At 59.2% G+C, this 20,265-nt stretch carries 22 protein-coding genes and 2 tRNA genes; 3 read left to right on the top strand and 21 right to left on the bottom strand.

Annotated elements, in window-relative coordinates; all coding sequences use genetic code 11:
* Positions 1 to 18: 18 nt before the first annotated feature.
* From purC to dapA, 3 genes are read right to left on the bottom strand one after another with little or no spacing between them, the layout of a single operon-like run.
* Positions 19 to 732 carry a phosphoribosylaminoimidazolesuccinocarboxamide synthase gene (gene purC / locus AQ621_RS06345; RefSeq protein ID WP_058340734.1) on the bottom strand — a complete coding sequence of 238 codons (714 nt, stop codon included), beginning with the start codon at positions 730 to 732 and terminating at the stop codon, positions 19 to 21.
* 42 nt (positions 733 to 774) lie between these two features.
* The gene (bamC, locus tag AQ621_RS06340) at positions 775 to 1,869 is read right to left on the bottom strand and encodes an outer membrane protein assembly factor BamC (RefSeq protein ID WP_058340733.1); all 1,095 of its coding nucleotides are present in this window, start codon (positions 1,867 to 1,869) and stop codon (positions 775 to 777) included.
* Positions 1,870 to 1,903: 34 nt separating this feature from the next.
* Positions 1,904 to 2,782, bottom strand: a complete 879-nt coding sequence (gene dapA, locus AQ621_RS06335; RefSeq protein WP_058340732.1) for a 4-hydroxy-tetrahydrodipicolinate synthase — start codon at positions 2,780 to 2,782, stop codon at positions 1,904 to 1,906.
* A gap of 74 nt (positions 2,783 to 2,856) precedes the next feature.
* On the opposite strand from dapA, the gene AQ621_RS06330 reads away from it, so the two are divergent.
* Positions 2,857 to 3,324 carry a peroxiredoxin gene (locus AQ621_RS06330; protein ID WP_058340731.1) on the top strand — a complete coding sequence of 156 codons (468 nt, stop codon included), beginning with the start codon at positions 2,857 to 2,859 and terminating at the stop codon, positions 3,322 to 3,324.
* A 1-nt stretch (position 3,325) separates the two neighbouring features.
* On the opposite strand, the gene AQ621_RS06325 is transcribed toward AQ621_RS06330, so the two are convergent.
* Positions 3,326 to 4,402 carry an AI-2E family transporter gene (locus AQ621_RS06325; RefSeq protein ID WP_058340730.1) on the bottom strand — a complete coding sequence of 359 codons (1,077 nt, stop codon included), beginning with the start codon at positions 4,400 to 4,402 and terminating at the stop codon, positions 3,326 to 3,328.
* 15 nt (positions 4,403 to 4,417) lie between these two features.
* A complete protein-coding gene (locus AQ621_RS06320) occupies positions 4,418 to 4,645 on the bottom strand; it encodes a sulfurtransferase TusA family protein (protein ID WP_058340729.1) in 228 nt (75 codons plus the stop codon).
* A 156-nt stretch (positions 4,646 to 4,801) separates the two neighbouring features.
* Between AQ621_RS06320 and AQ621_RS06315 the strand changes: the two genes are divergently transcribed.
* Positions 4,802 to 6,271 (top strand): M48 family metalloprotease, encoded by a 1,470-nt coding sequence (locus tag AQ621_RS06315; protein ID WP_058340728.1) that lies wholly within the window; start codon positions 4,802 to 4,804, stop codon positions 6,269 to 6,271.
* Between the two features lie 18 nt (positions 6,272 to 6,289).
* On the opposite strand, the gene nadA is transcribed toward AQ621_RS06315, so the two are convergent.
* The 14 genes from nadA to aspS form a co-directional block, all read right to left on the bottom strand.
* The gene (gene nadA / locus AQ621_RS06310) at positions 6,290 to 7,351 is read right to left on the bottom strand and encodes a quinolinate synthase NadA (protein WP_058340727.1); all 1,062 of its coding nucleotides are present in this window, start codon (positions 7,349 to 7,351) and stop codon (positions 6,290 to 6,292) included.
* A gap of 194 nt (positions 7,352 to 7,545) precedes the next feature.
* Positions 7,546 to 7,621: transfer RNA gene (locus tag AQ621_RS06305), tRNA-Lys, on the bottom strand.
* A 62-nt stretch (positions 7,622 to 7,683) separates the two neighbouring features.
* A tRNA-Lys gene (locus AQ621_RS06300) sits at positions 7,684 to 7,759 on the bottom strand.
* Between the two features lie 112 nt (positions 7,760 to 7,871).
* On the bottom strand, positions 7,872 to 8,618 hold the full coding sequence (gene ybgF, locus AQ621_RS06295; protein ID WP_058340726.1) for a tol-pal system protein YbgF: 747 nt from the start codon (positions 8,616 to 8,618) through the stop codon (positions 7,872 to 7,874).
* Positions 8,619 to 8,643: 25 nt separating this feature from the next.
* On the bottom strand, positions 8,644 to 9,213 hold the full coding sequence (pal, locus tag AQ621_RS06290; RefSeq protein WP_058340725.1) for a peptidoglycan-associated lipoprotein Pal: 570 nt from the start codon (positions 9,211 to 9,213) through the stop codon (positions 8,644 to 8,646).
* A 59-nt stretch (positions 9,214 to 9,272) separates the two neighbouring features.
* On the bottom strand, positions 9,273 to 10,556 hold the full coding sequence (tolB, locus tag AQ621_RS06285; protein ID WP_058340981.1) for a Tol-Pal system beta propeller repeat protein TolB: 1,284 nt from the start codon (positions 10,554 to 10,556) through the stop codon (positions 9,273 to 9,275).
* A 53-nt stretch (positions 10,557 to 10,609) separates the two neighbouring features.
* Positions 10,610 to 11,617 (bottom strand): cell envelope integrity protein TolA, encoded by a 1,008-nt coding sequence (tolA, locus tag AQ621_RS06280; RefSeq protein ID WP_082640921.1) that lies wholly within the window; start codon positions 11,615 to 11,617, stop codon positions 10,610 to 10,612.
* A gap of 18 nt (positions 11,618 to 11,635) precedes the next feature.
* On the bottom strand, positions 11,636 to 12,082 hold the full coding sequence (tolR, locus tag AQ621_RS06275) for a protein TolR (protein ID WP_022989105.1): 447 nt from the start codon (positions 12,080 to 12,082) through the stop codon (positions 11,636 to 11,638).
* Between the two features lie 31 nt (positions 12,083 to 12,113).
* Complete coding sequence (gene tolQ, locus AQ621_RS06270) at positions 12,114 to 12,803, bottom strand: protein TolQ (RefSeq protein ID WP_022989106.1); 690 nt, start codon at positions 12,801 to 12,803, stop codon at positions 12,114 to 12,116.
* Between the two features lie 36 nt (positions 12,804 to 12,839).
* Positions 12,840 to 13,262, bottom strand: a complete 423-nt coding sequence (gene ybgC, locus AQ621_RS06265) for a tol-pal system-associated acyl-CoA thioesterase (protein ID WP_058340723.1) — start codon at positions 13,260 to 13,262, stop codon at positions 12,840 to 12,842.
* Positions 13,255 to 14,286 carry a Holliday junction branch migration DNA helicase RuvB gene (ruvB, locus tag AQ621_RS06260; RefSeq protein WP_058340722.1) on the bottom strand — a complete coding sequence of 344 codons (1,032 nt, stop codon included), beginning with the start codon at positions 14,284 to 14,286 and terminating at the stop codon, positions 13,255 to 13,257. Before ruvB ends, ybgC begins: the two co-directional genes overlap by 8 nt.
* Positions 14,287 to 14,433: 147 nt before the next feature.
* Complete coding sequence (ruvA, locus tag AQ621_RS06255) at positions 14,434 to 15,066, bottom strand: Holliday junction branch migration protein RuvA (RefSeq protein WP_058340721.1); 633 nt, start codon at positions 15,064 to 15,066, stop codon at positions 14,434 to 14,436.
* 30 nt (positions 15,067 to 15,096) lie between these two features.
* Positions 15,097 to 15,624, bottom strand: a complete 528-nt coding sequence (gene ruvC / locus AQ621_RS06250) for a crossover junction endodeoxyribonuclease RuvC (RefSeq protein WP_022989110.1) — start codon at positions 15,622 to 15,624, stop codon at positions 15,097 to 15,099.
* 69 nt (positions 15,625 to 15,693) lie between these two features.
* Positions 15,694 to 17,493, bottom strand: coding sequence for an aspartate--tRNA ligase (gene aspS, locus AQ621_RS06245; RefSeq protein ID WP_022989111.1), 1,800 nt, complete (start codon positions 17,491 to 17,493; stop codon positions 15,694 to 15,696).
* Positions 17,494 to 17,835: 342 nt separating this feature from the next.
* Here aspS and fabR point away from each other — a divergent pair, with 342 nt between their 5' ends.
* On the top strand, positions 17,836 to 18,462 hold the full coding sequence (gene fabR, locus AQ621_RS06240; protein WP_022989112.1) for an HTH-type transcriptional repressor FabR: 627 nt from the start codon (positions 17,836 to 17,838) through the stop codon (positions 18,460 to 18,462).
* A 13-nt stretch (positions 18,463 to 18,475) separates the two neighbouring features.
* On the opposite strand, the gene AQ621_RS06235 is transcribed toward fabR, so the two are convergent.
* Both AQ621_RS06235 and AQ621_RS06230 read right to left on the bottom strand, forming a co-directional pair.
* Entirely contained in the window at positions 18,476 to 18,886 is a 411-nt protein-coding gene (locus tag AQ621_RS06235) for an HIT domain-containing protein (protein ID WP_058340720.1), read from the bottom strand.
* 17 nt (positions 18,887 to 18,903) lie between these two features.
* Positions 18,904 to 20,250, bottom strand: a complete 1,347-nt coding sequence (locus tag AQ621_RS06230) for a UDP-glucose dehydrogenase family protein (RefSeq protein ID WP_058340719.1) — start codon at positions 20,248 to 20,250, stop codon at positions 18,904 to 18,906.
* Positions 20,251 to 20,265: the final 15 nt, after the last annotated feature.

Here is a 20,265-nt window from a genome sequence, read left to right as displayed (position 1 = left end):
CTGCTTGTTGTGCTTTATTCAGTCAAAGTTGATGCCAAGACGGCGACCAACTTCCTCATAGGTTTCGATGACATCACCAAGCCCTTGACGGAAACGGTCCTTGTCCATCTTCTTGCGGGTTTCCTTGTCCCAGATACGGCAGCCGTCGGGGCTGAACTCGTCACCCAGTACAATCTCGCCACCGCTGCGGCCGAATTCCAGCTTGTAGTCCACCAGCAGCATGCCGGCGTCATCAAACAGGGCCTTCAGTACGTCGTTCACCTTGTAGGTGAGCTCTTTCATCCTGGCCAGTTCCTGCTCGCCGGCCCAGCCGAAGCTGACCGCCAGGGATTCGTTTACCATCGGATCGTGCAGGGCATCGTTCTTCAGGAACAGTTCGAACGTAGGCGGATTCAGCTCCTGGCCTTCTTCTACACCCAGGCGACGGCACAGGCTGCCGGCGGAAATATTGCGAACCACACACTCCACCGGAATCATGTCCAGCTTCTTGACCAGCGATTCGGTGTCCGACAGCAGGCCCTCGAAGTGAGTCGGTACACCGGCTGCTTCCAGCTTCTCCATGATGAAGGCGTTGAACTTGTTGTTCACCATGCCTTTGCGGTTCAGCTGTTCTTTCTTCTCGCCGTCAAAGGCCGAGGTGTCATCCCGGAATACCAGAACAAAACGCTCGGGGTCGTCAGTGCGATATACGGATTTTGCCTTGCCGGCGTAGAGTTCTTCACGCTTTTCCATTGGGGTCTCCAAACGCGGGCGACCTGTCAGCCGCCCCGTTGATCAATACAGTTGTTCAAACAAACGGGTGAGCAAGTCAGATGCGCTGTACTCACCCGTGTAGTTGTCCTGCTGCTCGGCCGTTACAAACACGGCGTCGTCTTGCTGCTCAACCCGCACAGTATGGGTGTGAGTGGGTTCGTCTTTACTGCTGAACCAGGAGAACCAGCCGGGCGAGCGCTCGTCTTCGGTGCGGAAATCCACCTGGAACCAACCGGCACTGCGGTTAAGATCCATTACCTCAGCGTCGATCTCGGTCAGGGAACGGTTTACCTCAGCCCAGGTCCGGCCGTAATCCAGCTCTACCCTCACCGCAGTGGCAACGTCGCCTTCCGACAACAGTCGCACCAAAGGCTCGGCTACCATGCCAGACGCTGCCCGGGAGAAGGACTTGTTGTCTTCACGGGCTTTCAGGAACTCGCCCAGTTCACCCAGCAGGGCTTTCTGGCGCTCCAGGGCCGATTCAGAACCGGCAGCACCGTCATCCCAGCTGACCAGGCCCTCAGGGTTCTCTGCCAGTTCAACCGTGCGGACACGAATCTCGGTGGTCTTGCGGCGGATACCCGGAGCCAGGCGGGTCTGTACCAGCACCCGCGGCTCGTCGGCGGCCGGGGTGTTATCCAGGCCGAGAAGCTCACGGCTGCGCTTGCTGAAGTTGGCCAGCTCACTCTGCATAACGCCCAGCTGGGGGCTGTCGTGGGCCATGCCCAGGCCTGACTGGTTCATCCAGGCGCTGACCACCGGCCACAGCCGGCCCGGCACTTCGTTCACCAGCAGCCAGGCCCGACCATCCAGCTCTTCGATCACATAGTTCTGATCGAGAATCTCGGAGGTCATGTCCGGGGGTTTGGGAATCGACGACGGATACATCCGGCGGGAATCATCGGTATTGATGCTCCGTACCGGCATGATTTCAGAAAAACGGGACTGGTCTGCGCTCTCCGGGATTTCAATGGGCTGCCCTTCGGGCGCATCCACGTAGCGCTGGGAACGGTCTTCCAGCAAGCTGCAACCAGCCAGGCTGGTTACAAGCAGAATCCCGGCCACTGGCCGGGACATCTGCGGGGTTTTACTGCGGGCTCGTGCAAGAAACTGCATCGGCAACTCCGGTTAGCGGGTGGTTCTTACGGCTTCAGAGAACACCAGCGGCTCTGAGGGCGTCTTCCACCTCGCCGTGGAACTTCTCGCTGAGCGGTGTCAGCGGCAATCGGATGCCTTCACCAATCATGCCCATGCGCTGCAAGGCCCATTTCACCGGAATCGGATTGGCTTCCAGGAACAGCTTGCGGTTCAGCGGCATCAGCAGCTCGTTAAGGCGAGCGGTTTCGCCCTGATCACCGGCAACCGCCGCTTCACACAGCTGGGACATGGCTTTCGGAGCCACGTTCGCGGTTACCGAAACGTTACCCTTGGCGCCGGCCAGCATCAGGTCTGCGGCTGTGGCGTCGTCACCGGAGTAAACCGCCAGGCGGCCTTTAACGGCCTCGATCAGTTCGCTGCCGCGGGGAATGTTACCGGTGGCGTCTTTAATACCGACAATATTGGGAATATCAGCCAGGCGCTCAACGGTCTCGTTCAACATGTCACAGGCGGTACGCCCCGGCACGTTGTACAGAATCTGGTTCATGCCCGGTACAGCTTCGGCGATGGTCTTGAAGTGCTGGTACAGGCCTTCTTGGGTCGGCTTGTTGTAGTAAGGCACCACAAGCAGACAGGCATCGGCACCCAGTTTATGGGCTTCAGTGGTCAGTTCGATCGCTTCGCGCGTACTATTACCACCGGTACCGGCAATCACAGGAATCCGGCCGGCCACCCGTTTTATGATATGCCCGATAACCCGACAATGCTCTTTCGGGTCCAGGGTTGCGGATTCGCCGGTGGTGCCGACAGCCACAATGCCGTGAGTGCCGTTTTCGATATGAAAGTCGACCAGTTTGTCCAGATCCTCCCAGTGAATCTCACCGTCTGGATGCATGGGCGTGACCAGTGCGACAAGGCTACCCGTAATCATAAAAGCTCCGTCCGAATAAAACCGATATGGTAATGTTGGGCTCGTAACGACACAAGGGAATTCAAGGAGAACTCATGTCATCTGTAGCATTGAACCAACCCATCCCTGATTTTGAAGCCGAGGCCACCGGTGAACAGGTCATCCGGCCGGCCGACCTCAGGGGCAAAAACATCGTTATCTATTTCTACCCGAAAGACAATACACCCGGCTGCACCACCGAGGGCCAGGACTTCCGCGATCGCATGTCACAGTTCGCGGAGCTGGACACCGAAATCTTTGGTGTTTCCCGGGATGGCCTGAAGGCTCACGAGAACTTTCGGGCGAAATACGATTTCCCCTTTCACCTGATCTCAGACAAAGATGAAACCCTGTGCAAGCTGTTTGACGTCATCAAACTGAAAAAGCTCTATGGCAAGGAGCATCTTGGCATCGAACGCAGCACCTTCCTGTTCGACAAGAAAGGTGTGCTGCGCCAGGAGTGGCGGGGCGTAAAAGTACCCGGCCACGTTGACGAAGTGCTCGAGGCCGTCAAGGCGCTCTGAATCAGGTTTCCTGTGCCGGTGCGGGTATGTCTTCCTGCACCGGCCACGCGGCAAACACGGCTTTCAGCATGGTTGCCAGCGGAATCGCAAAGAACACACCCCACAAGCCCCAGATACCTCCGAAGAACAGTACCGCCACGATAATGGCCACCGGGTGCAGGTTGTTAACCTCTGAAAACAGTACCGGAACAAGCACGTTGCCATCCAACGCCTGGATAATGCCGTAAACCACCATGATCCAGATAAACTGGCTGCTCCAGCCAAAGGCGAACAAGCCGATCACGGCGACCGGCACGGTCACCACGGCGGCACCGATATAGGGAATCACCACGCTCAGCCCCACCAGCAAAGAGAGCAGCGCAGCATAGGGCATGCCCAGCAACTTGAACGCCACGTAGGTGGTCCCGCCAACGATCAGGATTTCCACGGCTTTACCGCGCACATAGTTGGCACATTGCAGGTTAACTTCGTGCCAGATACGAACCATCATCGGGCGTTGCGGCGGCAGCAGGCGGCCAATGGAATTGACGATGAGCTCCCGGTCTTTCAGGAAGAAAAACACCAGGATCGGCACCAGCACCATATAAATCAGCAGGGCCACCAGGTCCGGAATACTGGAAAGCGAGAAAGACACCAGCCACTGGGTTGCGTGCCCTACTTCCGCAGAGATTTCCGCGTAGATCAGGTTCACCGCCTCTTCGGAGACCAGATGGGGATATTCCTGCGGCAACAGTGAAAGATACGACTGCAGCTCGCGGATAATCCGGGGCGCTTCGCCGGCCAGGGTGCTCACCTGCGTCCAGATAAGCGGCAGCAGGCCGAAGATAAACCCGATCAGCACACCCATAAACACCAGGAACACCGAAATAACCGCAACCGTCTGGGGAACCCCCATGCGATTCAGCTTGGACACCAGCCCTTGCAGGATAAAAGCGACAATCAGTGATGCAATGGCCGGCGCCAGCATGGCACCGAACCAGATGACGAAAATTGTTCCGGTCACCAGCAGCAAAAACAGGATGACCGCTTCTTCGTCCGAGAAATACTTGTGGGCCAGGCCCCGTAAAATTCTGACCATGAAAATCTCCGGAAATTAACCGCCGCACTCTATCATGAAACGATAGACGCCATTACTCTCCGATTGGCTGACAAGCCGGTGGGGCGACATGGCAACATAGGCGGGAATGTCCCGGTTAGAGCCGGCATCGGTAGCCAGCACTTCCAGCTGCTCACCCGGCGACATGCCGTTGAGCTCAAGCTTGGTCTTCAGTAACGGCATCGGGCAGCGCAGGCCGCTTGCGTCCAGACTTCGGTCAGCCATAAGAAAAAGTTACCATTAACATTCAGTCAGTATTCAGGCACGCATTATGCCGGTGGTGTTACCCTATTGCACCTCAAGAGTTGGTAATCCAAACCAGAACTTCGAAGGGCACCACTGGTCTAACGGCCATCTGAAACCGGGGCAGTATCGGAATCCATGACGCACTCCAAAAATCGCCGAAGCAGATCGCGTTTAAGCCTGGCCCTGACCCTGGCCGCCAGCCTGCTGACCACACCGGCTGCGCTGACCGCCAATAACTCCACACTGCCCAGCATTGGCGGCAGCGGTGGCCTGATTTCCGGCCAGCAGGAGGCCGACATCGGCCAGCAGGTGATGACCTCCATCCGGCGCTCGGCCCCGCAGATCCAGGATCCGCTGGTTTACGACTATCTCAGTTCAATGATTTACCGGCTGGTGCCCTCGGCTCCGCTGGATGATCGCAATCTCAGCCTGGCACTGATCGACAGCCCTGCCCTGAACGCCTTTGCCGTGCCCGGCGGTATCGTTGGCGTGAATGGCGGGCTGTTTTTGAACGCCGCCACCGAGCAGCAGTTTGCTTCGGTACTGGCCCACGAACTGGCGCACCTGAGCCAGCGTCACTTTGCCCGGCGCATGCAACAGCAGGAAACCAGCGCACCGCTGACCCTCGCCGGCATGATTGCCGGCATTGTGTTATCGGCCGTTACCCAGTCAGACATCGGCATTGCCGCCATTGCCGGCACCCAGGCTATCTCCATGCAGAACATGCTGGCCTACAGCCGATCCCACGAACAGGAAGCTGACCGTGTGGGCCTGGACATCCTGGCCAGCGCCGGCATGGATCCGCGGGGCATGCCGGAAATGTTCGAGATCATGATGCGCCAGAACCGCCTGCAAGGTAACCGGCTGCCGGAATACCTTTCCACGCACCCCCTCACCCAGAGCCGGGTAGCCGACACCCGCAACCGGGCCGAACAATACCCCGACGACCGGGTGCGGGATGGCCAGGAATACCACCTTGTCCGCAGCCGCCTGCAGGTGCACTACGCCCAATCCCCGGAGATTGCGATCGAAACCTTCGAGGCCTACCTGAACCGGAACGACGCCCAGCGCAACGATGCCATCCGCTATGGCCTGGCCGTGGCCTATCACGAAGCCAGGCAGTACCAGAAGGCAGAAAACATCCTGAGGGAACTGCTGGAAGACAATCCGGGGCGCATCACGTTTCAGGTCTCCCTGGCCGAAACACAAATCAGCCAGCAGCGCTTTGCCGAGGCCAGGAACCTGTTGCAGGGTGCGCTGTCACGCAATCCGGGCAACTACCCGATCAGCATGATGCTGGCCAGCGCCGAAATCGGTGACGGTAACGGCTCTGCAGCAGCGTCTGTACTCAGGGATATGAGCCGACAATATCCGCACCAGGAACAGGTCTGGCTGCGACTGGCAGAAGCAGAAGGTATGGCCCGCAATATTGTGGGCGTGCATCGGGCACGGGCAGAGTATGAGGTACTGATGGGAGACTGGCGTGCGGCCCAGCGCCAGTTGCGCCAGGCCCAGGAACTGCTGCCGGCCGGGTCTACCGAACGGCAGGTGATCAATCAGCGCCTGGGCGAAATTGCCAGCCGCCTTCAGGAGGCCCGCCAGTAAGAACGGGCAAGGCTGAAATCAGGCGTTGCCTGCGGCCTTCAGGTTCATATTGGCAGTAAAGTCCAGCATACGGCGCAGGGGGCGCAAGGCATCCTCACGCAATGCATCGTCTACCAGCACTTCCTGGTCACCGGTTTCCAGGACATGCAGCAGGTTCTCGAGCCCGTTCATGGCCATCCAGGGGCAATGGGCACAGCTGCGGCAGGTAGCACCGTTTCCGGCAGTCGGAGCTTCAATCAAAGTCTTGTTCGGCGCCAGCTGCTGCATCTTATAGAAGATACCGTTGTCGGTGGCGACAATGAACTCTTCATTCGGCAGGGTCTGCACCGCGTTAATCAGCTGGGACGTTGAACCCACCACATCCGCCATCTGCACCACGGCATCCGGTGATTCCGGGTGCACCAGCACGGCGGCATCCGGATACAGGGCCTTGAGATCTTCCAGGCCACGGAACTTGAATTCCTCGTGCACAATGCAGGAGCCGTCCCACAGCAGCACATCGGCGCCCGTGGTTTTCTGCACGTAGTGGCCAAGGTGTTTATCTGGCGCCCACAGGATTTTCTCGCCCCGGGCATCCAGGTGCTCAACAATTGCCTGGGCACAGCTGGAGGTAACCACCCAGTCTGCCCTCGCCTTCACGGCCGCCGAAGTATTGGCGTAGACCACCACGGTCCGGTCCGGATGCTGGTCGCAGAACTCGGAGAACTCGTCCGCCGGGCAGCCCACATCCAGCGAGCAGGTCGCTTCCAGGGTGGGCATAAGCACACGCTTTTCCGGGTTAAGGATCTTGGCGGTCTCGCCCATGAAGCGGACGCCTGCCACCACAACCGTAGACGCGGGATGCTGGTTGCCAAAGCGGGCCATTTCCAGCGAGTCTGCCACACAGCCACCGGTTTCCTCAGCCAGTCGCTGGATGTCCGGGTCTGTGTAGTAATGCGCAACCAGCACGGCATCCTTCGCCTTGAGGGCATCTTTGATGCGCGCCTCGAGGTCGGCCTTTTCACTGTCGCTCAAAGGCTTGGGCTCGGCCTGGTGGGCCAGGTGTTCCTGAACAAGGATACGGTCTTGCGCTCGTGTCATCGCTGGATCTCTGAAATACGTTTACAGCCAGAGTATATCACTTCCCCACCGCATTTCATCGGCCTGCAATATACCCGTGATAAAGCCCTGAGTGGCAGCCGGGGCTGATTAAAAGATGGTGGCCCGACAGGCAAAAAAAAAGAGCCCTAAGGCTCTTTTTTTCAACCAAATCGCCCTGAGGCAATCCGGTTTGTTGGTGGGTCGTGAAGGATTCGAACCTTCGACCAATTGGTTAAAAGCCAACTGCTCTACCAACTGAGCTAACGACCCGTAACGGTTTTGCCGGCTTTTCATCCGGCGAACACCCGCGCTGGTTTCGGGCATTCTGTGTTTGGTGGGTCGTGAAGGATTCGAACCTTCGACCAATTGGTTAAAAGCCAACTGCTCTACCAACTGAGCTAACGACCCAAACGAGGCGCACATATTACTGAATTTTTTTTGGTGATCAACCCCTTTTTTCGGGAATCTTTATATTTTTTTCCTGACTGATCACCGGACAACCAGATCGTTCAATGTGCGATCAACTTCCTGCACTGTCCAGGTATTTTTTAGCCAGGCCTGCGGCAGACGACTGCGGATAACGATCGATCACGCTCTGCATCCGGCGCACGGCTTCGTCTTTCTCACCCAGCCGATCCAGCGCGACGCCCAGCTTGTAGACCGCATCTGGCGCTTTGCGGTGATCACTGTAGCGGGTTGCCACAAGCGTGAACGCCTGCTTGGCCTGCTCGGGCTGCGGCTTTGCCAGATAAACCTCACCGAGCCAGTAATAGGCATTCACGGTAAGGTCGCCTTCGGGATACTTGTCGACAAAGTCATACAGCCGTGAAATGGCGGTGTCGTAGTCTTTGTCGTTACGGATCAGGCTGATGATCTCGTCATACGCCTGTTTCTCGTCCGCTTCCGGAGACCGGTAAACCTTCACCGGCTGTACCGGCTGCGAGCCACTGCCCCCTGAAGCGTTCGCGGCCCCGCCTGAACTTGCGGCAGCAGGCTCAGGGCGCGCCTCGATCGCCTTGGAGAGATCCAGGATACGCTGATCCAGGTCGACGTACCGATCCCGGCCCTGCTGTTGCAACCGGTTAATTTCATGCTGCTGCTCTTCAACCCGGCCCTGCAGGCGGCGAACATCGCCCTGCAACTGCTGGATCATATAGAACAGTTCGGCACTGCTCTGGGAGGAGACATTCGACGACTGTGCCTGAACGACTCCCGCCAGGCCAAGGCCCAGCGGGATCAGCACGGTCGCCATGAGCTGTTTTCTCATGGGCCCGTCCGGTTAATCAGAAGGTTTACTGGAAAATCAACTCTACGCGACGGTTCTGCGCCCGGGCGCTGTCGGAAGTGCCACGTACAGCCGGCTTCTCTTCTCCGTAGCTTACGGTTTCCATCTGGCCACGGGAAGCCCCGTTCACAATCAGGAAACGCTGGATAGCATTGGCACGGCGCTCACCAAGGGCCAGGTTGTACTCCTTGGTACCGCGGTCATCGGCGTGGCCTTCCAGGCGAACCTGCTGGCGCGGGTTGTCGGCCAGGTAGCGGGCGTGGGCAACCAGCACGTCACGGGCTTCCTGCTTGATTTCGGAAGTATCGAAATCGAAGTAGAAGGTCGTGATATCACGCAGGGCCTGCTGCTCGGCCTGCTCACGGGCAGCCTGGCGCTCTTCGTCGCTCAGAACACCGGAGGAAACGCCATCGCCATCGTCGCCACCATACACCGTGGAGCCGTCATCACCGCCGATAGCCTGGACGTCAGAACCGTAGGCTTCGTCTTCCATGTTTTCGCCGGTGGAGCTACAGCCTGCTACCAGTCCGGCAGAAAGCACCATAGCGAACACTTTTGTTGAGAATGACAGTTTCATACTTCCTTTCCCTCTTTTTGAGTTTGCTTAAACCAGTTTTTCTGCCCGCGCTAACAGCATCAGCGGGTGATCGGCCCCCAGGCCGGTTCTCTTACATCGCCATCGGCCGCAGGCAGGCTGTAGGCCGCACCGCCGTCGGCAGAAACAACGGTCAACACGCTGGCTCCGTTCTGGCCGGTGGCATAGATCAGCAGTCGGCCGTTGGGCGACACACTGGGTGATTCATCCGATTCGGTGCGGGTGATAATGCTTTCGTCACCGGTTTTCAGGTTGGTGCGGGCGATGTGGAATGCCCGGTCCCGCTGGTGCACGTAATACACGTACTCACCCTTGTTATCCGGCCGCGGCCGCGCGTTGTAGCGACTGCCGAAGGTGATCCGGCGCGGCTCGGCACCCGGGCGCTCCATGAAGTAGATCTGCGGGCCACCGGAACGGTCCGAGGTAAAGTAAATGCCCTTGTTGGCATAGTCCCAGGCCGGCTCGGTGTCGATGGCCCAGTGGTTGGTCAGCTTGGTGGTTTTCCGGCTGGCCAGGTCCATCTGGTAGATTTCCGCATTGCCGTCACGGGACAGAGTCATCAACAGGGACTTGCCGTCTTCCGACCAGGCCGGGGCCGAGTTCAGGCCGGAGAAATCCGCTACCTTGTCCCGCTGCCCGGAAGACAGCTCGTGCACATAGATGGCGGGCTTGCCGGTTTCGAACGACACATAGGCCAGTTTCTTGCCGTCCGGCGACCAGGCCGGAGACAGAATCGGCTCACGGCTTTCCAGCCGGATTTTTGCCCGCTTGCCGTCCACGTCACTGACCTGGAGCCGGTAACGCATCTGGTCGCCCTCACCGCTCACGGTCACATAGGCGAGCTTGGTGGAGAACACGCCCGGCTCTCCGGTAATGGCTTCGTAAATGCGGTCGCTGATGTGGTGCGCCAGGGTGCGGACGCTGCCAACACCGGCAGCTGCGGTCTCACCCAGAATCCGCTTCTCCTGGTTTACATCAAACAGTTCATAGCGGGCCTGAACCCTGTCGCCACTGCGGGTCAGTTCGCCTACCAGCACATAGCGCTGGCCGAGCATGCGCCAGTCCCGGAAGTACACATCTGAACCCTTCGATGGCAGGCTCAGCATTTTCGAGGGTTCAAGCGTGCGGAACTCACCGCTCATGGTGAGGTCGCCTTGTACGATACTGCTCACCTTGTCGCCCGGCGGCATGGCGCCGCTTTCGGCAAACGGCACAACCGACACCGGAATGGCCGAGTTCGCCCCTTCGGTTATCCGGATCAGCAGCTCGGCGCTGGCGTTACCTGCCGACAGCATCATCGCTGCCAGCCAGCCGGTCAGGAGCATTTTCACGGTTGTTTTATGGCAACTCGTTTTTTGTGTCATATCAGTCCCTGGCCTCACCGCAGGCGTTGCGGATTGAATTCAATCGTAAACTGGCGGAAGTACCGCTCGAAAGTATCCCTGTCGTCCGGTACCGGGTAGCGGTTAAGCGAGCGGGCCGCACCCAGCGCCGAGTTATCGAATGCTGTATTACCACTACTGCTGACCAGCCGCACATTGGCGAGTTCCCCGGTCGGCAACAGGGTGATCTGTAGCCTGGCCACCATGTTCCCTGTGGCGGAAGACGGCGGATACCAAACCTGAGTCAGACGATCCCGAATCAGGGCCTGGTATTTTTCGCTGTCACTGAGCATCCGGGCTTCCCGGGCTCGTGCCGCTGCCGCCTCCTGCTGGCGCCGTGCTTCTGCCTCACGTTCCTGCCGCGCCTGCTCAGCCAGTGCTTCCAGCTGCTGTTCTTTCAGGCGGCGCTCGGCTTCTTTGCGTTTGCGCTCTGCCTCTTCCCGGGCTTGCTGTTCCTGGCGCTGGCGTTCGGCCTCCTCACGGCGGCGCTGCTCTTCTTCCGCCTTACGCTTAGCCTCTTCGCGGGCACGCTGCTCCTGCTCGGCTTTCTGGCGAGCACGCTCCTTTGCCTCGGCTTCCGCTTTCTGGCGGGCGGCTTCTTTCTCGCGAGCCTGTTGCTCGGCCAACTCCCGGGCTTTCGCCTCCTGCTGCTTGCGCTCCTGCTCTCGCTTGCGAGCCTGCTCTTCGGCCTCTTTGCGCCTGGCTTCTTCCTGTTGCCGCTTGCGCTCGGCTTCCGCTTGCTGCCGCTCTTTCTCTTCCTGCAAGCGACGCTCTTCTTCCTTGTCGCGCTGATCCTGCTCGTCGACCACCGGGCTGGGCTTGGGCTCGGGGCTTACCAGCCTTGCCGAGATACTGCGGGGCTCCGGTTCCTGTACAGGATTGGTCCACGACCAGCCTGCCAGGGCAATCACCAGAAGCAACACATGCAGCGCCACCGATAACACAACCGGCGACTTCCACGGTGGCGTATCGGTACTGATCGTTTCCCGTTCGTGACCTGTCACAACTCGTTCGCCACCTTGTTACGGGTTAGTGTCGGGCATGTCTGTGATAAGTCCAACGCCACTGGCGCCGGCCGCCTGCAGTGCCGCCATCAGGCGCACCACAACACCGTAATCCACAAACTCGTCCCCGCGCACCATGATTTCACTGTTGGCCCGCTGGGAAAGAATCTTCGCCACCTGGTCGGTCACTTCGTCCAGCGACATCGGATCGCCGCCACGATCACCCACTTCCAGGTAATAGGCGCCATTGGCATCCACCGACACGGTAATGGATTCCACGTCTTTGTCCTGCTGGATCGGGTCAGACGTGGTCTCCGGCAAATCCACCTTCACCCCCTGGGTGAGCATGGGCGCCGTCACCATAAAGATCACCAGCAGCACCAGCATTACGTCAATGTAGGGCACCACGTTGATTTCCGACATCGGCCTGCGCCGCTGCTGGGGCATCATTCCCATGCCTTTCATACCGCTTCTCCCCTTTGCCCGGTGTCAGCCATCAGCCTGCGGCCTGGTCGTTGTTGTGAACCCGGCGATGCAGGATGCTGGAGAATTCCTCCGCGAAGGTCTCGTAGTTCTTCAGCAAGGCATCAGACATAGCGGCGAACCGGTTGTAGGCAATAACCGCCGGAATCGCGGCAAACAGACCCATGGCGGTGGCGATCAGGGCTTCGGAAATGCCCGGCGCAACCGTAGCCAGGGTTGCCTGCTGAACCTGCGCCAGGCCCCGGAAGGAGTTCATGATGCCCCAAACGGTACCGAACAGGCCCACGTAGGGACTGGTGGAACCCACCGTGGCCAGGAACGGCAAATGGGTTTCGAGCCGCTCCTGCTCCCGGGAGAAAGCCACCCGCATAGCGCGCTGGGCACCCTCCATGACCGCATCGGCGTCCCGGCTTTGCTGGCGCAGGCGGGAGAATTCCTTGAAACCGGACCGGAACACCGCCTCCATGCCGGAGTACGGCGTGGGGTCTGAGCTTACTTCCTTGTACAGCTGGCCCAGGTCCATGCCAGACCAGAACCTTTCTTCAAAGGCCAACTGCGCACGCTTGGCCTTGCGAAACACCTGCAGGCGCTGAAAGATCAAAGCCCAGGACATAACCGAGGCTGCCACCAGCAGCAACATAACCAGTTGCACCAGTACCCCGGCGTTCGCAATCAGATGCCAGACTGAAAGTTCCGCTTCCACTATCTACTCCCGACCATGTTTATATTTTTCAATTCGTTACGCGGAGCTCTTAAGAATCTCCAACATGTTTTCCGGCAAGCGGCGGGGCTTGCCGGTATCCAGTGCAATGCACGCCACCCGCACTTCTGCCTCACACAATAACTCCCGGCTCTCCGCCTTAAGTACCTGCTGGCGAAAGCTCATCCATACCCGGGACGATGCCACCGGCTCGGCTGTAACCAGCAACTGATCATCCAGCTTTGCCGGCGTCCGGTAATGGATGTTCATGCGCTGCACCACGTAGCTGATGTTGTCCTCAAGGCCAGCCCGAAGGCCCACACCCCGGCTGCGAACCCATTCGGTTCGTGCCCGCTCCATGTAGTGCAGGTACTTGGCGTGGAAAACAATACCACCGGCATCCGTATCTTCTATATACACCCTGATGGGTAGTTCGAAGATATTCGGGCTGTTCTCAGTCAAAACGATCTTCCTCCCTACCGGATTTCGGCGGCACCACACCGAAATGCTGGTAGGCGTTGGAGGTCACCATACGCCCCCGGGGGGTGCGCACCATGTAGCCTTGCTGGATCAGGAACGGTTCCAGCACATCCTCGATGGTGCCCCGCTCCTCGCTGATTGCTGCCGCCAGGCTCTCTACGCCCACCGGGCCACCATCAAACTTTTCGATCATCGCCAGTAACAGGCGGCGGTCCATGTGATCAAAGCCCTGGCTGTCTACTTTCAGCATATTCAGGGCCTGGTCGGCGATATCGGCGGTGATATGGCCGTCTGACCGAACTTCCGCGAAGTCCCGCACCCGGCGCAGCAGCCGGTTGGCAATCCGTGGTGTGCCCCGGGAGCGGCGGGCAATCTCGAAGGCACCGGACTCATCAATTTTCACTGACGACAGGCGGGCCGAACGGATGATGATGTGGGTAAGGTCCTGGGTGTTATAGAACTCAAGCCGCTGCACAATGCCAAAGCGATCCCGCAACGGCGAAGTCAGCAGGCCGGCACGGGTGGTGGCACCCACCAGCGTGAACGGTGGCAAGTCCAGCTTGATGGAGCGGGCGGCCGGCCCTTCTCCGATCATGATATCCAGCTGGTAGTCTTCCATGGCCGGATACAGCACTTCTTCAACCGCAGCGCTCAGGCGATGAATCTCGTCGATAAACAGGACATCGCCTTCTTCCAGATTGGTGAGCATGGCGGCCAGGTCGCCGGCTTTCTCCAGCACCGGTCCGGAGGTGGTCTTGATGGACACCCCCATCTCGTTGGCAATGATGTTGGCCAGCGTGGTTTTACCCAGCCCCGGCGGGCCGAAGATCAACACGTGGTCCAGGGCTTCCTGCCGGGCACGGGCGGCAGAAATGAAGATCTCCATCTGTTCACGGACACTGGGCTGGCCAACATACTCGGATAGCAGCGTAGGCCGGATGGCCCGGTCCTGTACTTCCTCGTAGTCTCCGGCTGTCGCCGATATCAGTCGGTCCGATTCAATCATGGCATTATCCGCTTGCTGGGAATAAACAACGTGCCCATTGGTTGCCCCTGAATTCCAGGTTGCACCAATTGTACAAAGGGCTTGGTTCGAGTCACGTTACGCTCTCTACACAATAGTGTCATGGAGCGACACAAAAAAGCCGGGACATCACCCGGCCGGTATCATGTTCTTCAGGGCAAGCCGTATCAGCATTTCGCTGGTCATCTCCGGCTCGGCCACCTTGCTGATGGCCTTTGCCGCTTCCTGGGGTTTGTAGCCCAGGGCAATCAGGGCCGCTTCCGCCTCGTCCCGCGGGTCCGGGCCTGTTGGCGGTTGATTACCAGGGCCCCCGGATGCAGCCGGGGTGTCCGGCATCGCCGGCACAAACTGCCCTTCCAGCTGTCCGATACGGTCCGCCATCTCGATCAGCAGTCGCTCTGCCGTCTTTTTGCCGACGCCGGGCAGTTTCACCAGGGCGTTGACGTCTTTCACTTCCACGCAGCGGATAAACTGCTGCGCATCCAGGCCGGAGAGTATGCCTACCGCCAGCTTGGGGCCTACACCGTTGACCTTGATCAGCAGGCGGAACAAATCACGGTCGAGCCGTGAGGCAAAGCCGAACAGGCTCTGGGCATCTTCCCGCACCGCAAAATGGGTGTGCAGGGTGACTTCCTGGCCTGCATCCGGAAGATGAAAAAAGGTGGTGTAGGGAATGTCGATTTCGTAACCCAGGCCGGAGCATTCCACCAGAACGTGCCCCGGCGCCTTCTCCAGCAATATTCCTCGAATACGACCAATCAAAGCAGGACTCCTGTAGCTGTTGCCAGCCGGTTATTGTTGTCGCACACGCCCGCTACGCACCTTGCCACCAGACCGTGCCAGCTTCATGACACTCTGATTCATATGGGCATGGCAAAGGGCAATGGCCAGGGCATCGGCAGCATCGGCCTGAGGCTTGCGGGACAACCCCAGCAGCGCCTGTACCATATGCTGCACCTGGGACTTGTCCGCACCACCGGTACCCACCACCGCCTGCTTGACCTGCCGGGCCGAGTACTCGTGTACCGCCAGGCCGCTGTTGGCAGCGCTGACAATGGCCGCTCCCCTGGCCTGCCCCAGTTTCAGGGCGGAATCCGGGTTGCGGGCCATGAACACCTGCTCGATGGCAAATTCTTCAGGGCGATACTCGCCGATGAGAAGCGCAAGGCTTTGGAAGATGGTTTGCAGACGCTCGGCCATGGGCTTTTCCCCCACCCGGATGCAGCCGCTGTCGATGTACTCGATGGTGCGACCTTCAACGCGGATGATGCCGTAACCGGTAATTCGGGAACCGGGGTCTACCCCCAGGATGATTGCCATCCGTCTGCCCTCGGAAGTGGGAGAGTGTGGCCAGGCCGGAGGTGGCGCACCACCTCCGGCATTGTGCCCTTACTCTTTGTCTTCTGCCTTGTTGCCTTCAACGGCCTTGGCAGAGCGGCGCAGGCGAATGTGCAGTTCTTTCAGCTGCTTTTCATCAACCTCGCCCGGCGCCTGGGTCATCAGACAGGTGGCGCTCTGGGTTTTCGGGAAGGCGATGACATCGCGGATAGACGAAGAACCGGTCATCAGCATCACCAGGCGATCCAGGCCAAAGGCCAGGCCACCGTGCGGCGGGCAACCGAACTTCAGGGCATCCAGCAGGAAGCCGAACTTGGCGCGGGCTTCTTCCTCACCAATGCCGAGGATGCGGAATACGGCTTCCTGCATTTTCTCGTCGTGGATACGGATGGAACCACCACCCAGCTCGGTACCGTTCAGAACCATGTCATAGGCACGGGACAAGGCGTTCGCCGGGTCTGCGGCCAGGTCTTCCGGGCTGCAGGACGGTGCGGTGAACGGATGGTGGATAGCCGTCAGGCCGCCATCCGGCAGTTCTTCAAACATCGGGAAGTCCACAACCCACATCGGCGCCCACTCGCAGGTGAGCATGTTCAGGTCGTGGCCAACCTTTATGCGCAGGGCACCCAGGGCTTCGTTCACCACGGTAGCCTTGTCGGCACCGAAGAACACGATGTCGCCGTCTTCTGCGCCCACGCGCTCCATGATCGCCAGGGCAACGTCATCACCCAGGAACTTCACGATCGGAGATTGCAGGCCTTCGGCGCCCTTGGCCAGCTCGTTGACCTTGATGTAGGCCAGGCCTTTCGCGCCATAGATACCGACAAACTTGGTGTAGTCGTCAATCTGCTTACGGGTCAGCTCGGCACCTTTGGGCACACGCAGGGCGGCAACACGGCCTTTCGGATCCTTGGCGGGGCCGGCAAATACCTTGAAGTCGACACTTTCAACCAGGTCGCCCACGTCTTGCAGTTCCAGCGGGATACGCAGGTCCGGCTTGTCGCTGCCGTAGCGCTGCATGGCCTCGGAATACGGCATGCGCGGGAATTCCGGCAGGTCGACATCCAGCACGTCTTTGAACAGTGCACGGATCATGTCTTCGTTCAGCTTCATCAGGGTCTCTTCATCAATGAAAGAGGCCTCGATGTCTACCTGGGTGAATTCCGGCTGACGATCGGCCCGCAGGTCCTCGTCACGGAAGCACTTGGCAATCTGGTAGTAACGATCAACGCCGGACACCATCAGCATCTGCTTGAACAGCTGCGGAGACTGGGGCAGCGCGAAGAAAGAACCTTCGTGGGTACGGCTCGGCACCAGGTAGTCGCGGGCACCTTCCGGTGTGGCGCGGGTCAGGATGGGGGTTTCCACATCCATGAAGCCGCGGCTGTCCAGGAAGTTACGGATGTAGCTGGTGACCCGCGAACGGAAACGCAGGCGGTTGATCATTTCAGGACGGCGCAGGTCGATAAAGCGGTAGCGCAGGCGAACGTCTTCACCAACGTCTACATGCTCATCCAGCGGGAACGGAGGCGTGGCGGCGGCGTTCAGGATGGTGACTTCCTTGCCCAGCAGCTCCACCTGGCCGGTGGGCATGTTGTTGTTTTCGGTACCTGCCGGGCGACGACGCACGCGGCCGGTTACTTTGACAACAAATTCGCTGCGAACTTTCTCTGCCAGGGCAAAGCTTTCCGGGGTGTCCGGGTCGACAACCACCTGGGACATGCCATCCCGATCCCGCAGATCCAGGAAAATTACCCCACCGTGGTCACGGCGGCGGTGTACCCATCCGCAGAGTGTAACTTCCTGATCAATGTGAGATTCGTTGATCCCACCGCAATAATGACTGCGCATATCGGTTCCCGTTACGTTTAATGTGTACGTTTGACTTTGAATTCTGGGCGATCGGCGCCCGCATCAGGTGGGGGAAAGGCCTTCCGAAAAACGCTCGAGACATCCCTGTGCGCTTCTGCTCCGCCATCCATGGCTCCGCAAATTTTCGGAAGGCCTTTCCCCCACCTGACGCTATTGTGTTCCCGACCTCAAAGATGTTGGGCCGGCACAAATGAAAGCCGCTCATTATAAACATATTGGGATTGAAAATCAGGCGTCAGGCACCGCAAATCGGGCGTAAAGGTGACTATCAAAAAACCGGGGGCTAGAATGCATGGTTTGACCGGCGGATGGAGTTGTAAGTTGGCCACCAGAGCGGAACAGAAACAGAAAACCCGGCGGGCGCTGATGGATGCGGCCCTGGCACAGCTGAGCGCGGATCGGGGCTTTGGCAGTCTCAGTTTGCGGGAGGTTGCCCGGGAGGCCGGGATTGCGCCGACGTCGTTTTACCGGCACTTTGCCGAGCTGGATGAGCTGGGGCTGGCATTGGTGGACGAAGGCGGTGTGGCGCTGCGGCAGCTGATGCGGCAGGCCCGCAAGCGGATTGTGCGCGACGGCAGTGCTATTTCTACGTCGGTGGATACGTTTATGGAGTATCTGGGCAATAATGCCAATCTGTTCCGTCTGATGCTGCGGGAGCGTACCGGGGTGTCGAAGCCGTTCCGGACGGCGGTGAAGGCGGAGATTGATCACTTCGTGACGGAGCTGGCCGATGATTTGCGCCGGTTTGCCGAGGAGCAGAACAAGCCGCTGGCGGATGCCCGCCTGGTGGCCGAGTCCATGGTTACCCTGGTGTTCAATCAGGGCGCGGAAGCGCTGGATGCCACGCCGAAGGAGCGGGAGGAGCTGAAAGCCAAGCTGAAGACGGAGCTTCGGATGATTCTGGTAGGTTCCCAGACCCTGGCGCAGTGGCAGCAGGGCCGGGAGTAATACCAAAGAGTACTCAGGCCAGTTGCTGAAGCAGCGGCTTGAGTTTTGCCTTGATCTGTTCCAGTTCGCCGTCCTCATAGGGAACCGGCGGCTGTTTGCCCCATACCGGGCCCGGCCAGGCCGGGTCGCCTTCAAAGCGTACGATGTGGTGCAGGTGAAGCTGCGGCACCATGTTGCCCAGCGCCGCCACGTTCATCTTGTCGCCACCGAAGATCTCCATCATGCCCTGGCTCAGGGTCGACGATTCTTCCAGCAACCGTTCCTGTTGCTCTTTGTCGAGCTGGTAGATCTCCCGAATATCCGGCACCGCCGGCACCAGGATAATCCAGGGCCAGGTGCGGTCGTTCATCAGCAGGATTTCGCACAGTTGGCTGCGCCCAAGGTTATGGGTGTCTGCCGCCAGGCGTTCATGTAACTGGAACATCACCTGCCCTCCCCGGCTCAGAGCGCCGAATGGAACTGGTTACGGCCGCGGCCGATGGCGTAGTAGATCAAACCATAGCGCTCGAGCATTTCCGGCTCGTACAGGTTACGACCATCAAAGACCACCGGATGCTTGAGGGTGTTGGACACCACGTCGAAATCCGGGGAGCGGAATTCTTTCCACTCAGTGCAGATGGCCAGGGCATCGGCGCCTTTCAGGGCCTGCTCCTTGGTACCGCACAGGGTCAGGCCATCCTGGTCACCGTAGATGCGCTGGGTTTCTTCCATGGCTTCCGGATCGAAGGCCTGCACGGTGGCCCCGGCTTTCCAGAGGTCTTCCATCAGGGTGCGAGCCGAGGCTTCACGCATGTCGTCGGTATTCGGCTTGAACGCCAGTCCCCACACGGCGATGACCTTGCCCTTCAGGTCGCTCTGGAAGTAATGGCTGATCTTGTCGAACAGCACGTGCTTCTGTGCGTAGTTCACCGCTTCTACGGCATTCAGCAGCTTGGATTCGTAATCACAATCGCGGGCGGTGCGGGCCAGGGCCTGGACGTCTTTCGGGAAGCAGGAGCCGCCGTAGCCGCAGCCGGGATAGATAAAGTGGTAACCGATACGGGGGTCGGAACCGATACCGCGACGCACTTCCTCGATATCCGCGCCCAGGCGCTCGGCCAGGTTGGCCACTTCGTTCATGAAGCTGATCTTGGTGGCCAGCATGGCGTTGGCGGCGTACTTGGTCAGCTCGGCGGAACGGATGTCCATGAAGATCATCCGGTCGTGGCTGCGGTTGAACGGGTAGTAAACTTCGCGCAGCAGGTCCGCGGCTTGTTCGCTATCGGTGCCCACCACAATCCGGTCCGGCTTCATGAAGTCGTTGATGGCCGCCCCTTCTTTCAGGAACTCCGGGTTGGAGACCACATCGAAATCCAGCTCCAGGCTGCGATGATCCAGCTGCGCACGAACCGCCGCTTTCACCTTGTCGCCGGTGCCAACCGGTACGGTGGATTTGTCCACCACCACCTTGTAATCATCCATGTACTGGCCGATGGACTTGGCCACGGCCAGCACATATTGCAGGTCGGCAGAGCCGTCTTCATCCGGCGGCGTGCCCACGGCGATGAACTGCAAGGTGCCGTGCTTGACGGCTTCTTCGGTATCGGTGGTAAAGGAAAGGCGGCCCGCTTCGACCGTGTGCTTGACGATGTTATCCAGGCCCGGCTCATAGATGGGGATCTGGCCGTTCTTCAGCTTTTCGATCTTGCCCTGGTCGACATCCATGCACAGCACGTGGTGCCCCACGTCCGCCAGGCAGGCACCCGTCACCAAGCCAACATAACCGGTTCCGAAAATCGTGATTTTCATGTAACTGTTCCTGAA

Source organism: Marinobacter sp. P4B1, from assembly GCF_001447135.1.
GTDB lineage: Bacteria > Pseudomonadota > Gammaproteobacteria > Pseudomonadales > Oleiphilaceae > Marinobacter > Marinobacter vinifirmus.
This window is presented reverse-complemented; position numbering and strand designations above follow the sequence as displayed.